Below are 14,507 nucleotides of genomic sequence, written 5' to 3' on the forward strand. Positions count from 1 at the left end.
GATGTCGTCAGCCCGGTAGGCGCTGGCCCGGGAGGGACTCGCCTCGCGCCAATCACGTGTAGGGGGCAGCGCGCCAAGCAGGACAGCATCGCCAACACCGTGGTGGAGACCGTCATGTCGGAAGACCACGACGCCGAACGCGCCCCTCTGCGCGGCCTCCCGGGCGCCGGTGGCGGTCTGCCGCATCACCTCCGCACAGAAGTCCTGGGTGCCGGGGTGACCCGCTCCGGAAACTCGGTCGGCTCGGCGGCAAGCCACGGCGTCAGCGTCAGCAGGGTGGCTGGTGTGCGGATGGTCGTTCAGGCGCAGGGGCGGGGTTCCGGCGGGAGGGCATCGATGCCACGCCCCGGGTCGGTGGGGGGTTGGTCACGTCCTCTGTGCGGCGGGGCTGAGGAGGCGCGCTCGCTCCCTTAGCGCTTGGGCGATCTTGTTCTTTGGGTGCTTGCGGACCGAGCGCCGGAGGGTGGCGAAGTGGTCGTCGCAGCGTGCTGAGCTGACGTGCGGATAGTCGTCGAGGAAGGTGTTCCACGTTACGCATGCCGCTTCGAGGTGGCCGTACTCGAACTGTCGCTCGGCGAGGAGGGCGGTCGAGCGGGCCCTCGCCCTGCGTTCGGTCTGCGGCCGGCAACGGTTGGAGTCCTCCATAGCGGCGATCGAGCCGCCGAGGTCGCCGAGCTCATGCAGCACGTGACTGACGTGGTAGTGCAGGGCGGCCGGGTGGTATCCGCCGACGGTCCCAGACCTGGACGTGGCCTTTTCGAGGGCGGTTTCGGCCTCTCGCAGGTGTTGTATGGCGTCGTACCTGGCGCCGACGGCCGCCGAGGCGTGCGCCTGCTGGCCGAGGAGGAAGGCCCGCAGGTGGGGCCCGGCGGCCGGGGCTGCCGCTGCGGCGGCGTCGGCGTACTGGAGCGCTGCGCGTCCGTGGCCGAGGCCGACGGCGTGCACGCTCATGCCGCGCAGCGCGGTGCAGTAGGTGAGGTGGTCCGAGCCTTCTCCGGCCAGCCGCAGGGCCTGCATGTAGTAGCGCTGGGCAAGGCCGTGCGCGTTGGCGTCCATGGCCATCCAGCCGGTGAGGTAGGCGAGATCCGCGGCGGCCGAGCACATGGCCTTGCGGGTCTCCTCGGAGGCGTCGCACTTGAGGTACTGGGCGACGGTGTTCCCGAGGAAGGCCGAGGCGAGCGGCCGGACGTGGCTTCCGCCGAACTCGTCGTCGAGGTCGGACAGGCGGGCGGACATGGCGGTGACGGTGGCGACCTCGTTGGGGCCGATCCGTGTTCCGGGGGTGATCTGGGCTCGCCTGGCGCGGTCGACGACGTCTGGCCACCCGGGGACGGTGAGGGTGACCGAGTAGAGGCCGACGGCGCCGAGTACCGCCCGGCGGGAGGGGTCCATATCTGCGCTCCACAGGTCGATGAGGGCGGCGACGGTGTCGGCCTGGTCGGGCGTGGGGGCGTTGGGTCCGAATCCGGCGGCCGAGCTGGTGATGGTTCGGCCCAGCCGCCGGGATAAGCATTCGAGGATCGCCGCCTGTGCGGGGGGCCGGGGGACGGTGCCGCTCAACCAGTGCGACACCGCCGTTGCGTCGTACCGGAGGCCGAGGCGCATCTCGGTTCCCACGGCGTTGACATGGCGGGCAAACGTCGCGTTCGCCCAGCCGGTTTCACGGATGAGACATAAGAGAGCTGTGTTCCGTGCGCGGTCGGGCATGGCGTCCCTTCCCCCGGAAATTCAAGGCTTTCAACCCTAGCCCTCGCACCGGGCCTAGATACCGCTCGCTACCAGCTGTTGACTCTCCGTGAGCCGCCCGGGGGTCGGGAACATGGCCCCGGGCGAAGGTCACAAACCGCTGAGACCCCGGAGGGACCATGGACACCAGCGCGCTTGCGGAACGGCTCCCGGCCCGCACCGCGTGGGAGGAGACGGGCACGGTCGTGCTGCCCTATGTGCTGCCGCCGGAACGCTTCAAGGCCTTGGAGGAGGAAGCCCTCGGCCTGCTCGACCGGGTCACGCCGCACGTGCACGACCACACCGCCGCGCACCGTGACGGTTCGTTCGCAACGCCGGTTCACTGCGGGTTCATTGCGCCGGGCCCGGTGCTCGATCAGCTCGCGTACGACAAGCCGCTGTTGAGGGCGCTGCGGGAGGCAACCGGCATTCCGCGCCTGATCCCCCGCGGCGGGGCCGTCGTCCTCTACCGGCGGGGCGACTTTCAGGGGCTGCACACGGACTCGTCGAAGAGCACGGTCACGGTCGGAATCGCGCTGACGCCGGACCTTCCGCCGATGGGATGGGCGCCGCACCTGCGCCACCCGGACGGCCGCCGACTCGCGGACGTCGTCGCCGAGTTCGGCATCTTCCCGGAGGGGGAGCCGTTCACGACGCTGGATCACCCCTACAACGACGGCTCGGTCCGGGCATTCGCCGGGTACCACTTCGCGCACTGGCGGCCCCCGCTGCCGGTGGAGGCGGGGCTCCTGGTGACCATGTCGTTCATGGACCTGTGATGAGCAGCGGAACTCTGACGCTGCGGCAAACGTGGCTTGCCCAGGGCCGCGCGAACGTGCCGGCCGACGTGATCGAGGCGGGGCTGTGGGACGAGCTCGCCGAGGAGGCCGAGCGGCTGGAGCCGCTCGCGGTCGTCCGGCACAACCAGCGGCCGGGCCTTCTGGCGATGCGGGACGGGTCGATCACGTCCCCGCAGCGCTGCACGGTCCACCCGGGTTCCGGTGCCCTGCTGGCCCTCGCACAGTCCAAGGCGCTCGCGGAGGTGGCGGCCGAGGCGACCGGCGCGCAAAGCATGACCGCAATTCGCTTCGGCTTCAAGTACTACCAACCAAGCGACTACATGCACGTCCACCGTGACGACGGGAAATGCTCGATCACGTTCAGCGCCGCTCTGACGCCCGGACTTGGGGCCATGGGGTGGCTGCCGCGCCTGCGGTGGCTGACGACCGAGGAAGTTGTCGAGCGGCTCGGCGATACGCCGTACCCGGACGGTGAGGCGTTTCCCGTGCAGTACCGGGCCCTGACCGGGTTCGACGGGGCCCGGATTCCCCACTGGCGTGCCCCGCTCGACAGCCACTCGCGCGAGGTGCTGGTCACCGTCTGCTTCACCGATCTGTCGATGTAGCAGCATCCACCTTCGAGTTCCGAGGAGACACCATGTCCGTGACCGTGACCCCCGTCGTGCCGGTGGACCCGGCCGACTTCATCGCCGAACTGCACGCGGACGGCAACATGCCGCAGAACAGCGGCGGTGACCCGGCGGTTCCCGACAGCGCGTTCCCCGACACCCACACCTACACCGTGACGGCCGCCTGACTGGCGGGCCGGTAGTCAGTAGCTGACCGGCCGGCCGCCGGACGCCTCCCGCGCGTCCGGCGGCCGGGCCTCGTCGTCCCCCGAGAGGAGAGGCATGCGAAAAGCGTTCTTCACCGGTACGCACCGCACCCGTCACCCCGGCGAAACGTGGACGGTGCTCCGGCCGCTGCTGACGGGCTACGGCATCACCCGCGTTGCCGACGTGACCGGCCTCGATGGCCTCGGCATTCCGGTCACGATGGCCGTGCGGCCCTTGGCCCGCACGCTGAGCGTTGCGCAGGGCAAGGGGGCGACGCTGGACGCCGCCCGCGTGTCCGGCGCACTGGAGGCCGTCGAGGCGTGGCACGGCGAGCGGGCCGTGCCCCCAGTGGTCGAGCGGGCCCCGGCCGAGGCCCTGCGCCTGTCGTATCCGGTGACCGCGCTGGACACCCACCCTGGCTCTCTGCTGACGTCCCGTACGGTGCTGGACTGGATCACCGCCCGCTCGGCGGTGGACGGCACTCCCGTGCTCGTGCCGGCCGCGTGTGTGCGGCTCGGCCGTCAGACGCAGGGCCGGTGGCGGCTGCATCTGCCCAGTGCCTCGACCAACGGCCTCGCCTCCGGCAACACCCTGGGGGAGGCGGTTGCGCATGCGCTGTACGAGGTGATCGAGCGCGACGCGGTCAGCGACCTGACCGGCCCCGCAGCCCCGGAGGGCTGCCCGGTGCGCATCGAGGCGGGCAGCGTGAGCGATCCGCACTGCGCGGCCCTGATCGAGCGTGTCCACCAGGCGGGCGCGTGGCTGGAGTTGTGGCATCTGCCGAGCCGCTTCGGGGTGCCGGTGATGAGCGCCTATCTGTGGCGCGAGGACCACGCCGCGTTTCTCGTCTCTGGGTCGGGGGCGCACCTTGACCCGCACGTGGCCCTGTCCCGGGCGATCACCGAGGCCGCACAGTCCCGGCTGACCGCGATTGCCGGAAGCCGCGAGGACGTCCACCCGGCCACCTACCGGGAGGCAGAACACCAGGGCCCCGCCGCCGCGGCCGACCCGGGCGCCGACTGGGGGCCGATCGCTTCCCGGTACGCCGCCGGGTTCGACACCCACGACCGCGAGGCCGCACACCTGGCCGCCCGTATCGAGAGCGTGACCGGCGTTGCCCCGCTGGTCGTCGACCTGACGCACGGCCCGTACGAGACCGGGGTGTTCTCGGTGGTCAAGGTGGTCGCGCCGGGCCTCCGATACGACGCCCGGCACGTCATCCCCCGCCCTCGACCGGACCGCACGAGTGTCCCCGCCCGTCAGGAGGCTGCCGCGTGAACCCCCCTGCCGTGCATGTCTTCTGCGGTCCGACCCTCCCGGCCGGACGCGTCCGCGAGCTCCTGTCCGCCGCGGTATGTCATCCGCCGGTCGGGCACGGGGACCTGTTACGGCTCGACACTGCGCCCGGGGATACGGTCGTGATCATTGACGGGGTGTGGCACCAGCGGGCCCCCGTGCGGCACAAAGAGATCCTGCTGTTGCTGGCCGAAGGGGTGCGGGTGGTCGGCGCGGCCAGCATGGGCGCGCTGCGGGCCGCCGAGCTCGCGCCGTACGGCATGACCGGCGTCGGGTGCGTCTTCGAAGACCTGGCGGACGGGGTGCTGGACGCCGACGACGAGGTTGCCGTTCTGCACACCCCCGAGGGACAGCCGGTGTCCGAGGCCCTGGTGAACATCCGGGCCGCGCTTATCCGTTGCGCCGCCACCGGTCAGATCAGCCAGGCCGACGCGGGCACGCTCGAGGGGCTCGCCCGCACGCTGCCCTACACCCGCCGCACATGGGCCGCGCTCGCCCGCCGGGCCCGCGAGGAGGGAGCGGGGGCCGCGTTCGCCGCGGTCGACGGATGGCGCCGCCGCAACCCCTACGACGTCAAGCGCCAGGACGCGGAGCGCGCCCTCGTCCTGGTGGCCGAGAGCCGAGCGCCAAAGTCCCCGGCCGGGGCGCGGCAGTGGGAGGCGGAACCGTGGCGGACGTCGTTCGTCAGGTACTGGACGGCGGCCCATCGCCCCGGCGGTGTGCCGTTCCTCGCGGTGCTCCAGCACCAGCAGCTCTACGACGCCCGCTTCCCGGCCCGGTGGCGCGCCCGGGTCCTGTCGGCTGTCGCCGCGGGGCAGGCCCCCGGGCCCGAGGGGGTCGAGGCCGCCGCACTGCGCGTGGCCGCGGCCGAGGGGGTCGAGGTGGCGTCCATGTCCCGCCAGCAGCTCGCCTATTGGCTCGTTCCGGCCGAGTTGCAGGCCCTGCCCCCGGGTGAGGCACTGCTGAGGATCATGGTCCGCTCGGCCCGGCTGGACGGCGCGTGGTCGGTGTGGCCGTCCGCCTGGGCTGAGGCCGGGGACCTGGTCGACGGCGCGTTGCCGACGGCCGAGGACGTCGCCGCGGCGTACGCCGTGAACGCGGCCGTCGAGGAGGCCGACCACCGGCACACCATCGCCCGCCTGTCCGCCGACCGCATCGGCCGGCACCTCGTCGAGCGGTGGAACCTCCCGGCATGCGCGGGGCGGCCGGTGCTGGATGCGGCGGCCCGCGACCGGGCCTTCCGCGATTTCGCCGGGGCCATCGAGGTGGCCCGCGCGTTCTACCTCGGCGCCCACGCGGACACTCCGGCCGCATCCGCGGAGACCGGCTCGTGTGCGGACTGTCCTGCGGCCATGGCCAGGACGCGAACCTGACGGACCAGCAACGGCACCACCGCGGCCAGCACAATCACCACGGCGCCGCCCGCGAGGGTGGCGCGGACGCCGACGGCGCGGGAGACGGGGCCCGCGATCAGGTACGCGACCGGTACGGGAACGAGCTGCCCGAGCGTCGAGTACGACAGGGCCCGGCTCAGCCGGTCGGCCGGGATGCGCTCCTGTACCAGGCCGGACCATACGGTCATGCTGACCGCGAGGCCCGCCCCGGCCGCCGCCGTCGCCGCGACAAGCACCGGCACCGGGGCGGCGGCCGCCATCGCGGCGAGCGGCAGCGCGAGCGACCCGGTACCCGCGCACACCACCCGGCCGACCAGCCGGGGCCGCCACACCAGCGCCACCGTAGCCCCGGCCACCAAACCGCCCGTGAACCCGGAGACGACCAGGCCCCACAGTCCCGCGCCGCCGAGGAACTGCGCGCCGTAGACCGGGCCGAGGAGCTGGTACCCGACCAGCCACACGGGCACGACCGCCGCGCCCTGTACGACCATCACCCACAGCCAGCGGCGGGACCTAAAGTCGCTCCAGCCGTCCCGCAGATCGGCCAGGAACCCCGTCCTCACCTTCACCGGCTCCGGCTTGAGGTCGATCCGGGCGAACAGGACGGCGGAGACGGCGAACGTGACCGCGTCCCATCCGATGGCCCAGGCCGACCCGAACGCGGCGACGAGGACACCGCCCAGGGCCGGGCCGCCGACCTTGACGAGGTTCTGCGCGATCTTCAGCAGGGCGTTCGCCGCGTGCCGCGCCTCCGGCGGCACCACTTCTTTCACGATGCCCCCCGCGGCCGGCGTGAAGAACGCCGATGCTGCGCCGCAGATCCCGGACATGAGTACCAGGTGCCACACCCGCGCCGACCCGGACCACAGCAACACCGCGGCCAGACCCTCGGCGAGCGCGCACACGACGTTGGACCACACCATGGCCCGTGCGCGCGGGAGCCGGTCGGCGACAACCCCGCCCACCAGGAGCAGCAGGATCTGCGGCGCAACGCTCGCCGCAAGGACCAGCCCGAGCGCGCCCGTGCCCCCGCCAATGTGCAACACCGCGAAAGCCAGAGCGATCGGGCTGACGGCCGAACCGGTCCACGACAGCACCCGGGCAGTGAAGTGCAGCCGGTACGGGCGGATCGCCAGGGGTGCCCCTGCCTCCCGGATGCGAGCCGCCCAACCGATCCGGGGACCAGCCTCCACCGCCCAGTGCAGCAGCCGCGCTTTCCGCAAGATCCAACTCCGCCCAGGAACAACGAATCCCGGCGGCGCACTGCCACCGGGAAGGCCGCCCCGACTCTAGGCCACATGAAAGATCGTCTGTCGCAGACGCAACAGCCCGCCCCCGAAGAACTCCCATCGGACCGAATCCCGTCCAACACACAGCGGCACCGGTCACACATGACCGATCGAAGCACCGAAGGGGACAGCATCCGTCACCGACGGGCATCCCGGCAGACAGTGTGCCCGGCCCCTGGGGGTCCGGGCACGGCTGAGCGGTTGGTCAGGATGCCCAGGGAGGGCGTCGAGGGTGCCTCGACGGCCACACCAACGCCCGGGCGACCGCGAGCCTCCCGCTGGTGTTCACGCTGAACCCGCCGCCCGCCTGCCCGACTTCGACGCCCTGCCCGCCAGCGTGGACTTCGTCGCCAGCACCGACCTCGCAGTCGAGGTGGCCGCACTGGCCTGGCGCTCGGCCGGGCAGCCGGCGGTGACGCACACCGCGTGGCTCACCCCACCGGTCAGCGCGCGGCCATCGCGCCCCGCCGGCCGCCGCCCCTCCCGGGCCGGCCTGGCTGCGCCACTACCCGCTCTTCCCCCGCGTCCTCTTCGTCCTCACCGGAGCCTCTCCCACCAGGCTGGCCAACCGGATCAGCGACCTGAAGGCCACGGTCATCCAGCACCCCCTCGTTGCCGCCCTTGCCCGGGAAGTTCCCCTCGGAGCAGCCGTTCTGGAAGACATCGAAGAGATGGGACCCACCCACCCCGTATGGACCCCACTCACCAGCGGCGAACCACGGTCCTGGACGGCGCTGTAAAAAGGCCCAGAACACACCCCGGCCCAGGAGCTCGTCCGAGACCACTGCCCCGCACGGGGACACAGCCCCGGCCGAGGTCAACGTCGAAGAAACGCCTCCTGTAGTTCAGTAGGTCCTTCTTCCTCCCCGCTGTGACCGGTAGAGCGGCGTCTGCGGATCAGCTCCCTGACGGCAGGTGCGTTTCGCGTCGGTCGTGTTCCTCACCGGCTTCTGGCGTGCCGAACGAGTCCGGCTCGGGTGAGGAAGTCGTTGACGTCTTCGGTGAGTTGCCAGTCATCCGGGAGCATGGTTCATGATCCCGGATGTACTCGACTCGGGAGAGCAGTTCGTTCAGAGGTGGTGCTTCCGGCATCCAAGCGCACGCGGGCCTGGTACCTCACCGGCAAGGGTGCCCGCCTCACCAGGGATTGGCCCGCACTCCGCGGCCGCCCCACTTATCCGATCACCTCGGCGACGGCCGCCTCCTTGAAGACGCCGCACACATTGACCGTGCTCCGTACCCATCTCGACTTCGTCGCCGACGCCCGCCGCCGCGGCGGCCACGAACACGGTCACCTCCACTGGACACCCGCGGTGTCCCATGCAATCGGCGAGGGCGACCGAGTCATCGCGGACGCAGTCATGTACTGCACCCTCATCAAGGGCGAGCAGCGTACGAAGCTGCGGGCGTTCATCGAGGTCGACCGCTCCACAATGAGCAGCGAACGGCTCGCGGCACAGCTCATCGACTGCGCCCGCCTGTGGACCTACGAGCCGCAGCCCCTCGGCCGCCAGCGCACACCCGGACACAGGACAGCAACCGGCCCCATCTGGCTGCGCTGGTATCCCGTCTTCCCGCCGGTGCTGCTCGCCCTGACCGGAGCCACCCGCCACGTCCTGGGCAACCGCATCAAGGACCTCCAGGCCATGGCCGCCCAACACCCCCTCGTCGCCGCCGTGGGACGCGAGGTTCGGCTGGCCGCCGTTCTGGAGGACCTCGAAAACCACGGGCCCGCCGCCCACGTATGGACACCCCTCGCCGGAGGCCAGCGTGGGTCACGCACCGAACTGTGCATCCCGCGGCCGTGGACCGGGGCTGCAAGGCGCCCCTACGTTGCAGTGGTCCGCTGCGGCGAGCCATCGATTCACCCGCACGGACATCTTGCTTCTTGGATTGGTGAAGCCTTCCGCCCTGTAGGAGAGTTGAGGTAGTTGCGTGGTCACCGCGGTGCGGAGCAGGGGGATGCACGGAGCACGTGCAGTGGTGTGTGCCGTGATAGCCGCGACGGCCGTGGCGCTGACCTCGTGCGCAGGGAGCGCAGCAGCGAAGCGGACACCTTCGAGGAGGCCTTACGGCCTTTACGAGAAGCCGGGTCCTTCAGGATGGTCGGGCCGTTCCGCAACTCCGTCGGAGAGACAACCGGGTTTGACGCCCGGCTCGACGGCCGCAGTCTTGCAAAGGGACGGTGGCAGGCGCCCAGAGCGTGCATGTAGGGCACCGGGGTCTGGACACGGTGGGATGACGCCGTCCTCGCCGATGCTGTGACAATGCTGAACGGCGGTCACAAGGCGACGGCAGACCCGACTGAGCCTGAGTCGGGCGACAAGGCGTGGTCGGCCGCACAGCTTCTCCGTGGCGCATACATGGTGACCAGCCTGCCGAGCGGGGTGCCGCAGGCCGATGGCATCGCACCGGTGTGCGAGGGGGGGGCTGCTCCTTGCAGGAGCAGCCGAGGACGCCGACGATGTCCTGTCCGGCCCGGCGGCCAAACACGACGGCGAGCGTCTGCGGCTGCTGTCGATGACCGAGGGACCCGTGACGATCCGGGTGTATGTGCCAGACAAGGGCCATCCCGCTGCCCGATACGCCGAGTACCAGGTGGAAGAGGGCCGGTCTTTCTCGGTTCGGTTCAGTGACCCGGGCAAGCCGGTTGAGGTCAGTCCGCCCGCAGACGACGAGCAGGTCGTATCGTCCAACGACGTGCTGGCAGTGCTTCAGCACGACACGCCCTGACTGCGAACGCACCCCTAGGCGTGTCTGATGGGTCGGTGACGGCCCGCATCGCGGATCGTTCTCGGCCTTTTGTGCGGGTGACTCATCCGGTGCGGAGTGGGTTCAACTGGAAGCGCAGTTGCCGAGGGCCGGGCGAGCCTCTCTGCGCTCCTTCGCCCCTTCGGCCCAATCCGGGGTGCCGAGGCGATCCGACACGCCACGCCTCGACCACCATGAGCGGGATGAGGCTTCCAGGCGATAGGCACGAGACCGCTCCGATGTCCGACGAGGCCCAGGCCAGGGTCGGGAAGCGGCTGGACGATGTCGCCAAGACCCTCGCCGGTGCCCTGGTCGCCGTTGCAGGCATCATGACCGCGCTCGGGCTCACGAGCGACATCGTCTTCGTCGCGCTCAACAACGAATCGTGGCCCATCTATGTGGCCTCGCTCTGCGCCATCCTCGCCATCGTGTGCAGCATCGTGGCACTGCTGATCCGCCCGACGCCCCGGGGGATTCTGTGGGAGACCGTCGTACTCATTCTCGGGGTGATCTTTTACATGGCGTCGCTGAGCGTGGCGGTCGTGGGCGCCTCGAAGGCAGCCGGGGGGAACGGGCGCCCCACTATCACCAACCTCGAGTTGAAAGGTCACCGATCGGATCTGACGCTGAGCTTCACCGTGCGCGCCGACGGCGTTGACACGTGGGCGGCCATCGAGGTCTACGCAGACGCCGTCGACCAAGACATGGATCCACTCGATGAGATCGACCTCTACAGCAGCTACCTCAGGCCCGATGACAAAGGCATGGTGGAACAGCGGGTCAGCTCACCGATTACCGTGCCGGCGGAAGCCTGGGGCATCGAAATCGGCGCCGTGGCCGCCGGCGGATCCCAGGACTGCGAGTCCCTCACAGAGCGCGGCCCGGCATGCGCGACGATCCAACTCCCTCCGACAACCCGGCGATGAACCCCCTTTGGCCCTCCGGCACGCCGATTACAGTCACCCCGCCCCACATGGCCGAGAACGGCCCGCATCGCGGACAGGGCCTTGGCCTTAAGGCCGGTCCAGTGGTGCACGGTCGCCACGCGTCACTTGCTTGCGTCAGTCATCGAAGCACGGTCCGTGCAGTGGGCGGGACGGACGTGGTACGGAAGGAGAACAGGCGGTGATGGGCCGGGAGTTGGACAGCGGCCACGCTCAAGGGGTCTCTACTCGTCGAGCCCTTTTGGACGGTCCCCGGCATGGAACTGCTTACGGAGCATCGCCAGTCAGGTTGTTTAAGGCTTCGTGCGGCTGGTGCGGGTTTCGGCCACCCGGCAGGCGTCACAGCACGTCGGGTGCACTCTCCTGGGCCAGATCCTTGGATGCCGGGTGATCTGGACCGCCGGCCGGGGCGGCGGCACGCAGCGCCGCTTCGATGCGGCGGTTGCTGGTCATGGATGCCGTGACGGCCGTCATCGCCAGGAGGAGTGCGGCGGCGGCGTAGAGCGGGGTGCGGATGTCGTAGGTGGTGGCCAGCCAGCCGCCGAGGAAGGCCCCGATGGGGGCGGCGCACATGGCGAGCATGCGGGAGGTGGAGGCGACCCGGCCCATCAGGTGGGCTGGGACGATCGCCTGTCGCAGGGAGGGCGCGAGGACCATCGTGGCGCCCATGCCGGCCCCGCAGACGGCGAGCGCCAGCCCGGCCACGTACGGGTTCGGGGCAGCGGCCAGGCCCCAGATGGCAAGTCCTTCGACTGCGGCCGTGCAGGTCAGTGCGGTGCCGGTGCCCAGTCGCCGGCCAAGGTGGGAGGCGATGCCTGCACCGAGCAGACCGCCGGTGGCCTCCGCCGTGAGGAGCAGGCCGAAGCCGTAGGTGTCGATGCCGAGACGGTCGTGCGCGAAGAGGGCCAGGACGGTCTCCACAGCGAGGAAGGCGACGTTCCCGACCGCCGGGCGCAGCGCGAGCCCGAGCAGCAACCGGTCCCTAAAGACGTAGGCGGCCCCGGCCCGCGCTTGCCGAAGCAGCGACTCGCGGGCCTCCGCCGCGGGCCGGGGCATGGTGGGCAGCGTACGGACGAGCAGTGCGCACAGCAGGAACGACACCGCGTCGGCGAGCAGCGGAACCGCCCGCCCGAGCGCGAGCAGTGCACTGCCCGCAGGTGGCCCCGCGAAGCCGGACATGGCGGTCTGGGCGCCGCGCAGGCGGGAGTTGGCGCGCTCCAGGAGTGCGGGGTCGCGGCCGAGCAGTTCCGGCAGATAGGCCGTGGCGGCCGTGTCGAAGAAGAGTCCGCCGAGGCCGAGCAGGAAGGCGACGGCCGCGAGCAGCGCAATGCTCAAGACGTCGAGCGCGGCCGCCGCCGCGGGTATCGCGAGCAGCACCGCACGCGCCGCGTCCGCGACCCACATCGTGCGCCGGCGGTCCCAGCGGTCCACCAGCGCACCGCCGAGCACCCCGAAGAGCAGCCACGGCAGCGTCCCGGCGGCCGTGACGACGGCGAGCGCCATCGGATCCCGCGTCAACGTCAACGCGATCAGCGGCAGCGCGGCATGCGTGATGCCGTCACCGAGCGAGGAGATCGTCTGCGCTGTCCACAGCCGTGCGAACCCGGTCGGCAACTTCCGAACGTCCGAGGTCACTTGGCGCCCTGCTCGGCCTGCTCGCGCGCTGCCGGGTGGAACAGTGCGAAGACGAGTGACGCGTCCGGCAGCGACGGATCGGACAGCTCCCGGTACTCGTCGGCGAGTGCCTCCAGCCGCGCCCCCAGCTCGGCGAACTGCTCGTCGGTGAGCCGCAGATGCGCCATCCGTACATACCGCTCGCCGTCCGTCGGCGCTGCCTCCAGGTCCGCCACCGCATGCCGCATCAGCACATCCGGGCCTGACTCGCCCGGATCCGGCAGCTCGATGGCTCGTGCGGCCATGGCGTAGTACCGCTCGGTGGCCCCTCGCACCTTCCGCGTCCGCACCACCTTCACCAGCCCGGCCCGTTCCAGCAGCCGCACGTGATAGCTGGAACTCCCCTTCGCAAGGCCAACCCGCTCGGCGATCTGCGTGATCGTCGCCGGCTCGAAGCGGAGCACGGCCATGATCCGGTGACGCGTGAGATTGGAGACGGCGCGCAGCTGCTCGTCCGTGGTGACGTGAAACGTCTCGGGAAGATCATCGGTGGGCATGCGAGCAATGGTCAACGATTCTTGACCATTGCGCTAGGGGTTTTCGCGCGGCCCCCCAGAACCTGCTGTCCGGCGCGCGAGACCTTCCGCCAAAGCCCTCCACCCGCAGCCGGCCCGGAGAGCTGCCAACAAACCCGCCCCCTTTCACCCCCCACCGGGCACGGCACCAATCCGCCGACCCGGGCCGCCCGCTTCCCTCTCGGCGCGGGGCGGCGCTGCCGCGATGGGGCGGCCTCTGGGCAGTTGGCTCGCGGCACTCGGACCGGTCAGGCGAAGACGAGGGAACGGAAGGCGTTGCGGATGCGGGTCAGGGGCTCACGGTCCCGGGTGTAGTAGAGCTTGTTGGTCAGCAGGACCGCCCACCGGTCTTCCTTGGGTGAGACCCAGATGCCCGTTCCCGTGAAGCCGTAGTGCACCCAGACGTCGTCGGCTGCCGGAGAGGTTCCGGGGGCCGGATGCCAGAACAGTCCACGCACCGGGGCGAGTTCGCCGGTCTGGATCTGGAGGGACTCCTTGATCCAGGTGCGGCCGAACCCCGGTTGCTCGACAGTTGTGGCTGGTTCCAGCATGTGGCGGAGGAAGGCGGCGAGGTCGTCGAGGACGGAGAACACCCCGGCGATGCCGCACACCCCGCCGAGCAGGCGGGCGGAGAAGTCGTGGGCGACTCCGGTCAGGTGGGTGTCTGTGTCGGCATCGAGTTCGGTCGGCGCGCAGTGTTGCGCGGTCTCTGCGGGGAGGGGCCCGTAGCAGGTCCGGGTCATGCCGAGGGGCTGCCATACGCGGGTGGTGGCCAGGGCGTCGAGGCTCTGGCCGCAGACGTATTCGGCGAGGTAGCCGAGGATGAGTGCCGCGCGGTCGGTGTACTGCACGGCTTGGCCGGGCGGGCGGTGGAGCGCTTCGTGGAGGACGCCGTCCCGGACGTCCTGGGCATCGGTGCCGTAGAGGTTCTTGAGGTTTGCCCGCGGCGGGACGCCGGCGGTGTGGGTGAGCAGGTGGCGTGTGGTGACCTGGGCCAGGGGGTGGCCGGCTACCTCGGGCCAGAAGTCGCCGAGTGGTGTGTCGAGTTGGAGTTTGCCGTCCTCGACCAGTGATCCGATGCTCGACCACACGGCGAGGATCTTGGTGAGGCTGGCGACGTCGAAGACGGTGTCGTGCCGCATCGGTTCGTCGGGGCGGGTGGGGTCGAGGACGCCTGCGGTGCCGCTGGCGTGGGTGTTCTGGCTGTCTCCTACGGCCCAGACGGCGCCGGGGTAGACCTTGTCGCGGACGCCGTCGTGGATGAGCTGGTGGATTCGGTCGGTGTCGAGGGCGAGGGCCATGGT

13 protein-coding genes and 1 pseudogene are annotated in these 14,507 nt (G+C 70.7%); 9 read left to right on the forward strand and 5 right to left on the reverse strand.

The window, feature by feature from the left end; all coding sequences use genetic code 11:
* Window positions 1–366: 366 nt before the first annotated feature.
* Window positions 367–1,605 carry a tetratricopeptide repeat protein gene (locus OHT76_RS00385; RefSeq protein WP_328868686.1) on the reverse strand — a complete coding sequence of 413 codons (1,239 nt, stop codon included), beginning with the start codon at window positions 1,603–1,605 and terminating at the stop codon, window positions 367–369.
* 260 nt (window positions 1,606–1,865) lie between these two features.
* On the opposite strand from OHT76_RS00385, the gene OHT76_RS00390 reads away from it, so the two are divergent.
* From OHT76_RS00390 to OHT76_RS00410, 5 genes are all read left to right on the forward strand, one after another.
* Window positions 1,866–2,504, forward strand: a complete 639-nt coding sequence (locus OHT76_RS00390; RefSeq protein ID WP_328868687.1) for a hypothetical protein — start codon at window positions 1,866–1,868, stop codon at window positions 2,502–2,504.
* Window positions 2,504–3,130, forward strand: a complete 627-nt coding sequence (locus OHT76_RS00395) for a hypothetical protein (RefSeq protein WP_328868688.1) — start codon at window positions 2,504–2,506, stop codon at window positions 3,128–3,130. Before OHT76_RS00390 ends, OHT76_RS00395 begins: the two co-directional genes overlap by 1 nt.
* A gap of 32 nt (window positions 3,131–3,162) precedes the next feature.
* On the forward strand, window positions 3,163–3,321 hold the full coding sequence (locus OHT76_RS00400) for a hypothetical protein (RefSeq protein ID WP_328868689.1): 159 nt from the start codon (window positions 3,163–3,165) through the stop codon (window positions 3,319–3,321).
* A gap of 94 nt (window positions 3,322–3,415) precedes the next feature.
* Entirely contained in the window at window positions 3,416–4,618 is a 1,203-nt protein-coding gene (locus OHT76_RS00405) for a YcaO-like family protein (protein ID WP_328868690.1), read from the forward strand.
* The gene (locus tag OHT76_RS00410; RefSeq protein WP_328868691.1) at window positions 4,615–6,009 is read left to right on the forward strand and encodes a TfuA-like protein; all 1,395 of its coding nucleotides are present in this window, start codon (window positions 4,615–4,617) and stop codon (window positions 6,007–6,009) included. Before OHT76_RS00405 ends, OHT76_RS00410 begins: the two co-directional genes overlap by 4 nt.
* On the opposite strand, the gene OHT76_RS00415 is transcribed toward OHT76_RS00410, so the two are convergent.
* Entirely contained in the window at window positions 5,916–7,253 is a 1,338-nt protein-coding gene (locus OHT76_RS00415) for an MFS transporter (protein ID WP_328868692.1), read from the reverse strand. The genes OHT76_RS00410 and OHT76_RS00415 overlap by 94 nt on opposite strands.
* Before the next feature lie 551 nt (window positions 7,254–7,804).
* Here OHT76_RS00415 and OHT76_RS00420 point away from each other — a divergent pair.
* The 4 genes and pseudogenes from OHT76_RS00420 to OHT76_RS00435 form a co-directional block, all read left to right on the forward strand.
* Window positions 7,805–8,059, forward strand: a pseudogene (locus tag OHT76_RS00420) (replication-relaxation family protein); the annotation flags it as partial.
* Window positions 8,060–8,344: 285 nt separating this feature from the next.
* Window positions 8,345–9,250, forward strand: a complete 906-nt coding sequence (locus OHT76_RS00425) for a replication-relaxation family protein (protein ID WP_443049682.1) — start codon at window positions 8,345–8,347, stop codon at window positions 9,248–9,250.
* Between the two features lie 469 nt (window positions 9,251–9,719).
* Window positions 9,720–10,052 (forward strand): hypothetical protein, encoded by a 333-nt coding sequence (locus OHT76_RS00430; protein ID WP_328868694.1) that lies wholly within the window; start codon window positions 9,720–9,722, stop codon window positions 10,050–10,052.
* A 257-nt stretch (window positions 10,053–10,309) separates the two neighbouring features.
* Complete coding sequence (locus tag OHT76_RS00435) at window positions 10,310–10,996, forward strand: hypothetical protein (RefSeq protein ID WP_328868695.1); 687 nt, start codon at window positions 10,310–10,312, stop codon at window positions 10,994–10,996.
* A gap of 357 nt (window positions 10,997–11,353) precedes the next feature.
* Here the strand turns inward: OHT76_RS00435 and OHT76_RS00440 are convergent, their stop codons facing one another.
* The 3 genes from OHT76_RS00440 to OHT76_RS00450 all read right to left on the reverse strand — a co-directional run bounded on the left by OHT76_RS00440 (window position 11,354) and on the right by OHT76_RS00450 (window position 14,504).
* Window positions 11,354–12,628 carry an MFS transporter gene (locus OHT76_RS00440; RefSeq protein WP_328868696.1) on the reverse strand — a complete coding sequence of 425 codons (1,275 nt, stop codon included), beginning with the start codon at window positions 12,626–12,628 and terminating at the stop codon, window positions 11,354–11,356.
* A 17-nt stretch (window positions 12,629–12,645) separates the two neighbouring features.
* Complete coding sequence (locus tag OHT76_RS00445) at window positions 12,646–13,185, reverse strand: ArsR/SmtB family transcription factor (protein ID WP_328868697.1); 540 nt, start codon at window positions 13,183–13,185, stop codon at window positions 12,646–12,648.
* A gap of 266 nt (window positions 13,186–13,451) precedes the next feature.
* Entirely contained in the window at window positions 13,452–14,504 is a 1,053-nt protein-coding gene (locus OHT76_RS00450) for a serine hydrolase domain-containing protein (RefSeq protein ID WP_328868698.1), read from the reverse strand.
* Between the last annotated feature and the right edge of the window lie 3 nt (window positions 14,505–14,507).

The sequence above is a fragment of the Streptomyces sp. NBC_00287 genome, from assembly GCF_036173105.1.
Lineage (GTDB): Bacteria > Actinomycetota > Actinomycetes > Streptomycetales > Streptomycetaceae > Streptomyces.

Coding starts and splice junctions, on each gene's coding strand:
- OHT76_RS00385 (WP_328868686.1), bottom strand. CDS start 1,605: ATGCGCCTCGGCCTCCGGTACGACGCAACGGCGGTGTCGCACTGGTTG.
- OHT76_RS00390 (WP_328868687.1), top strand. CDS start 1,866: ATGGACACCAGCGCGCTTGCGGAACGGCTCCCGGCCCGCACCGCGTGG.
- OHT76_RS00395 (WP_328868688.1), top strand. CDS start 2,504: ATGAGCAGCGGAACTCTGACGCTGCGGCAAACGTGGCTTGCCCAGGGC.
- OHT76_RS00400 (WP_328868689.1), top strand. CDS start 3,163: ATGTCCGTGACCGTGACCCCCGTCGTGCCGGTGGACCCGGCCGACTTC.
- OHT76_RS00405 (WP_328868690.1), top strand. CDS start 3,416: ATGCGAAAAGCGTTCTTCACCGGTACGCACCGCACCCGTCACCCCGGC.
- OHT76_RS00425 (WP_443049682.1), top strand. CDS start 8,345: ATGGTTCATGATCCCGGATGTACTCGACTCGGGAGAGCAGTTCGTTCA.
- OHT76_RS00430 (WP_328868694.1), top strand. CDS start 9,720: ATGGCATCGCACCGGTGTGCGAGGGGGGGGCTGCTCCTTGCAGGAGCA.
- OHT76_RS00435 (WP_328868695.1), top strand. CDS start 10,310: ATGTCCGACGAGGCCCAGGCCAGGGTCGGGAAGCGGCTGGACGATGTC.
- OHT76_RS00445 (WP_328868697.1), bottom strand. CDS start 13,185: ATGCCCACCGATGATCTTCCCGAGACGTTTCACGTCACCACGGACGAG.
- OHT76_RS00450 (WP_328868698.1), bottom strand. CDS start 14,504: ATGGCCCTCGCCCTCGACACCGACCGAATCCACCAGCTCATCCACGAC.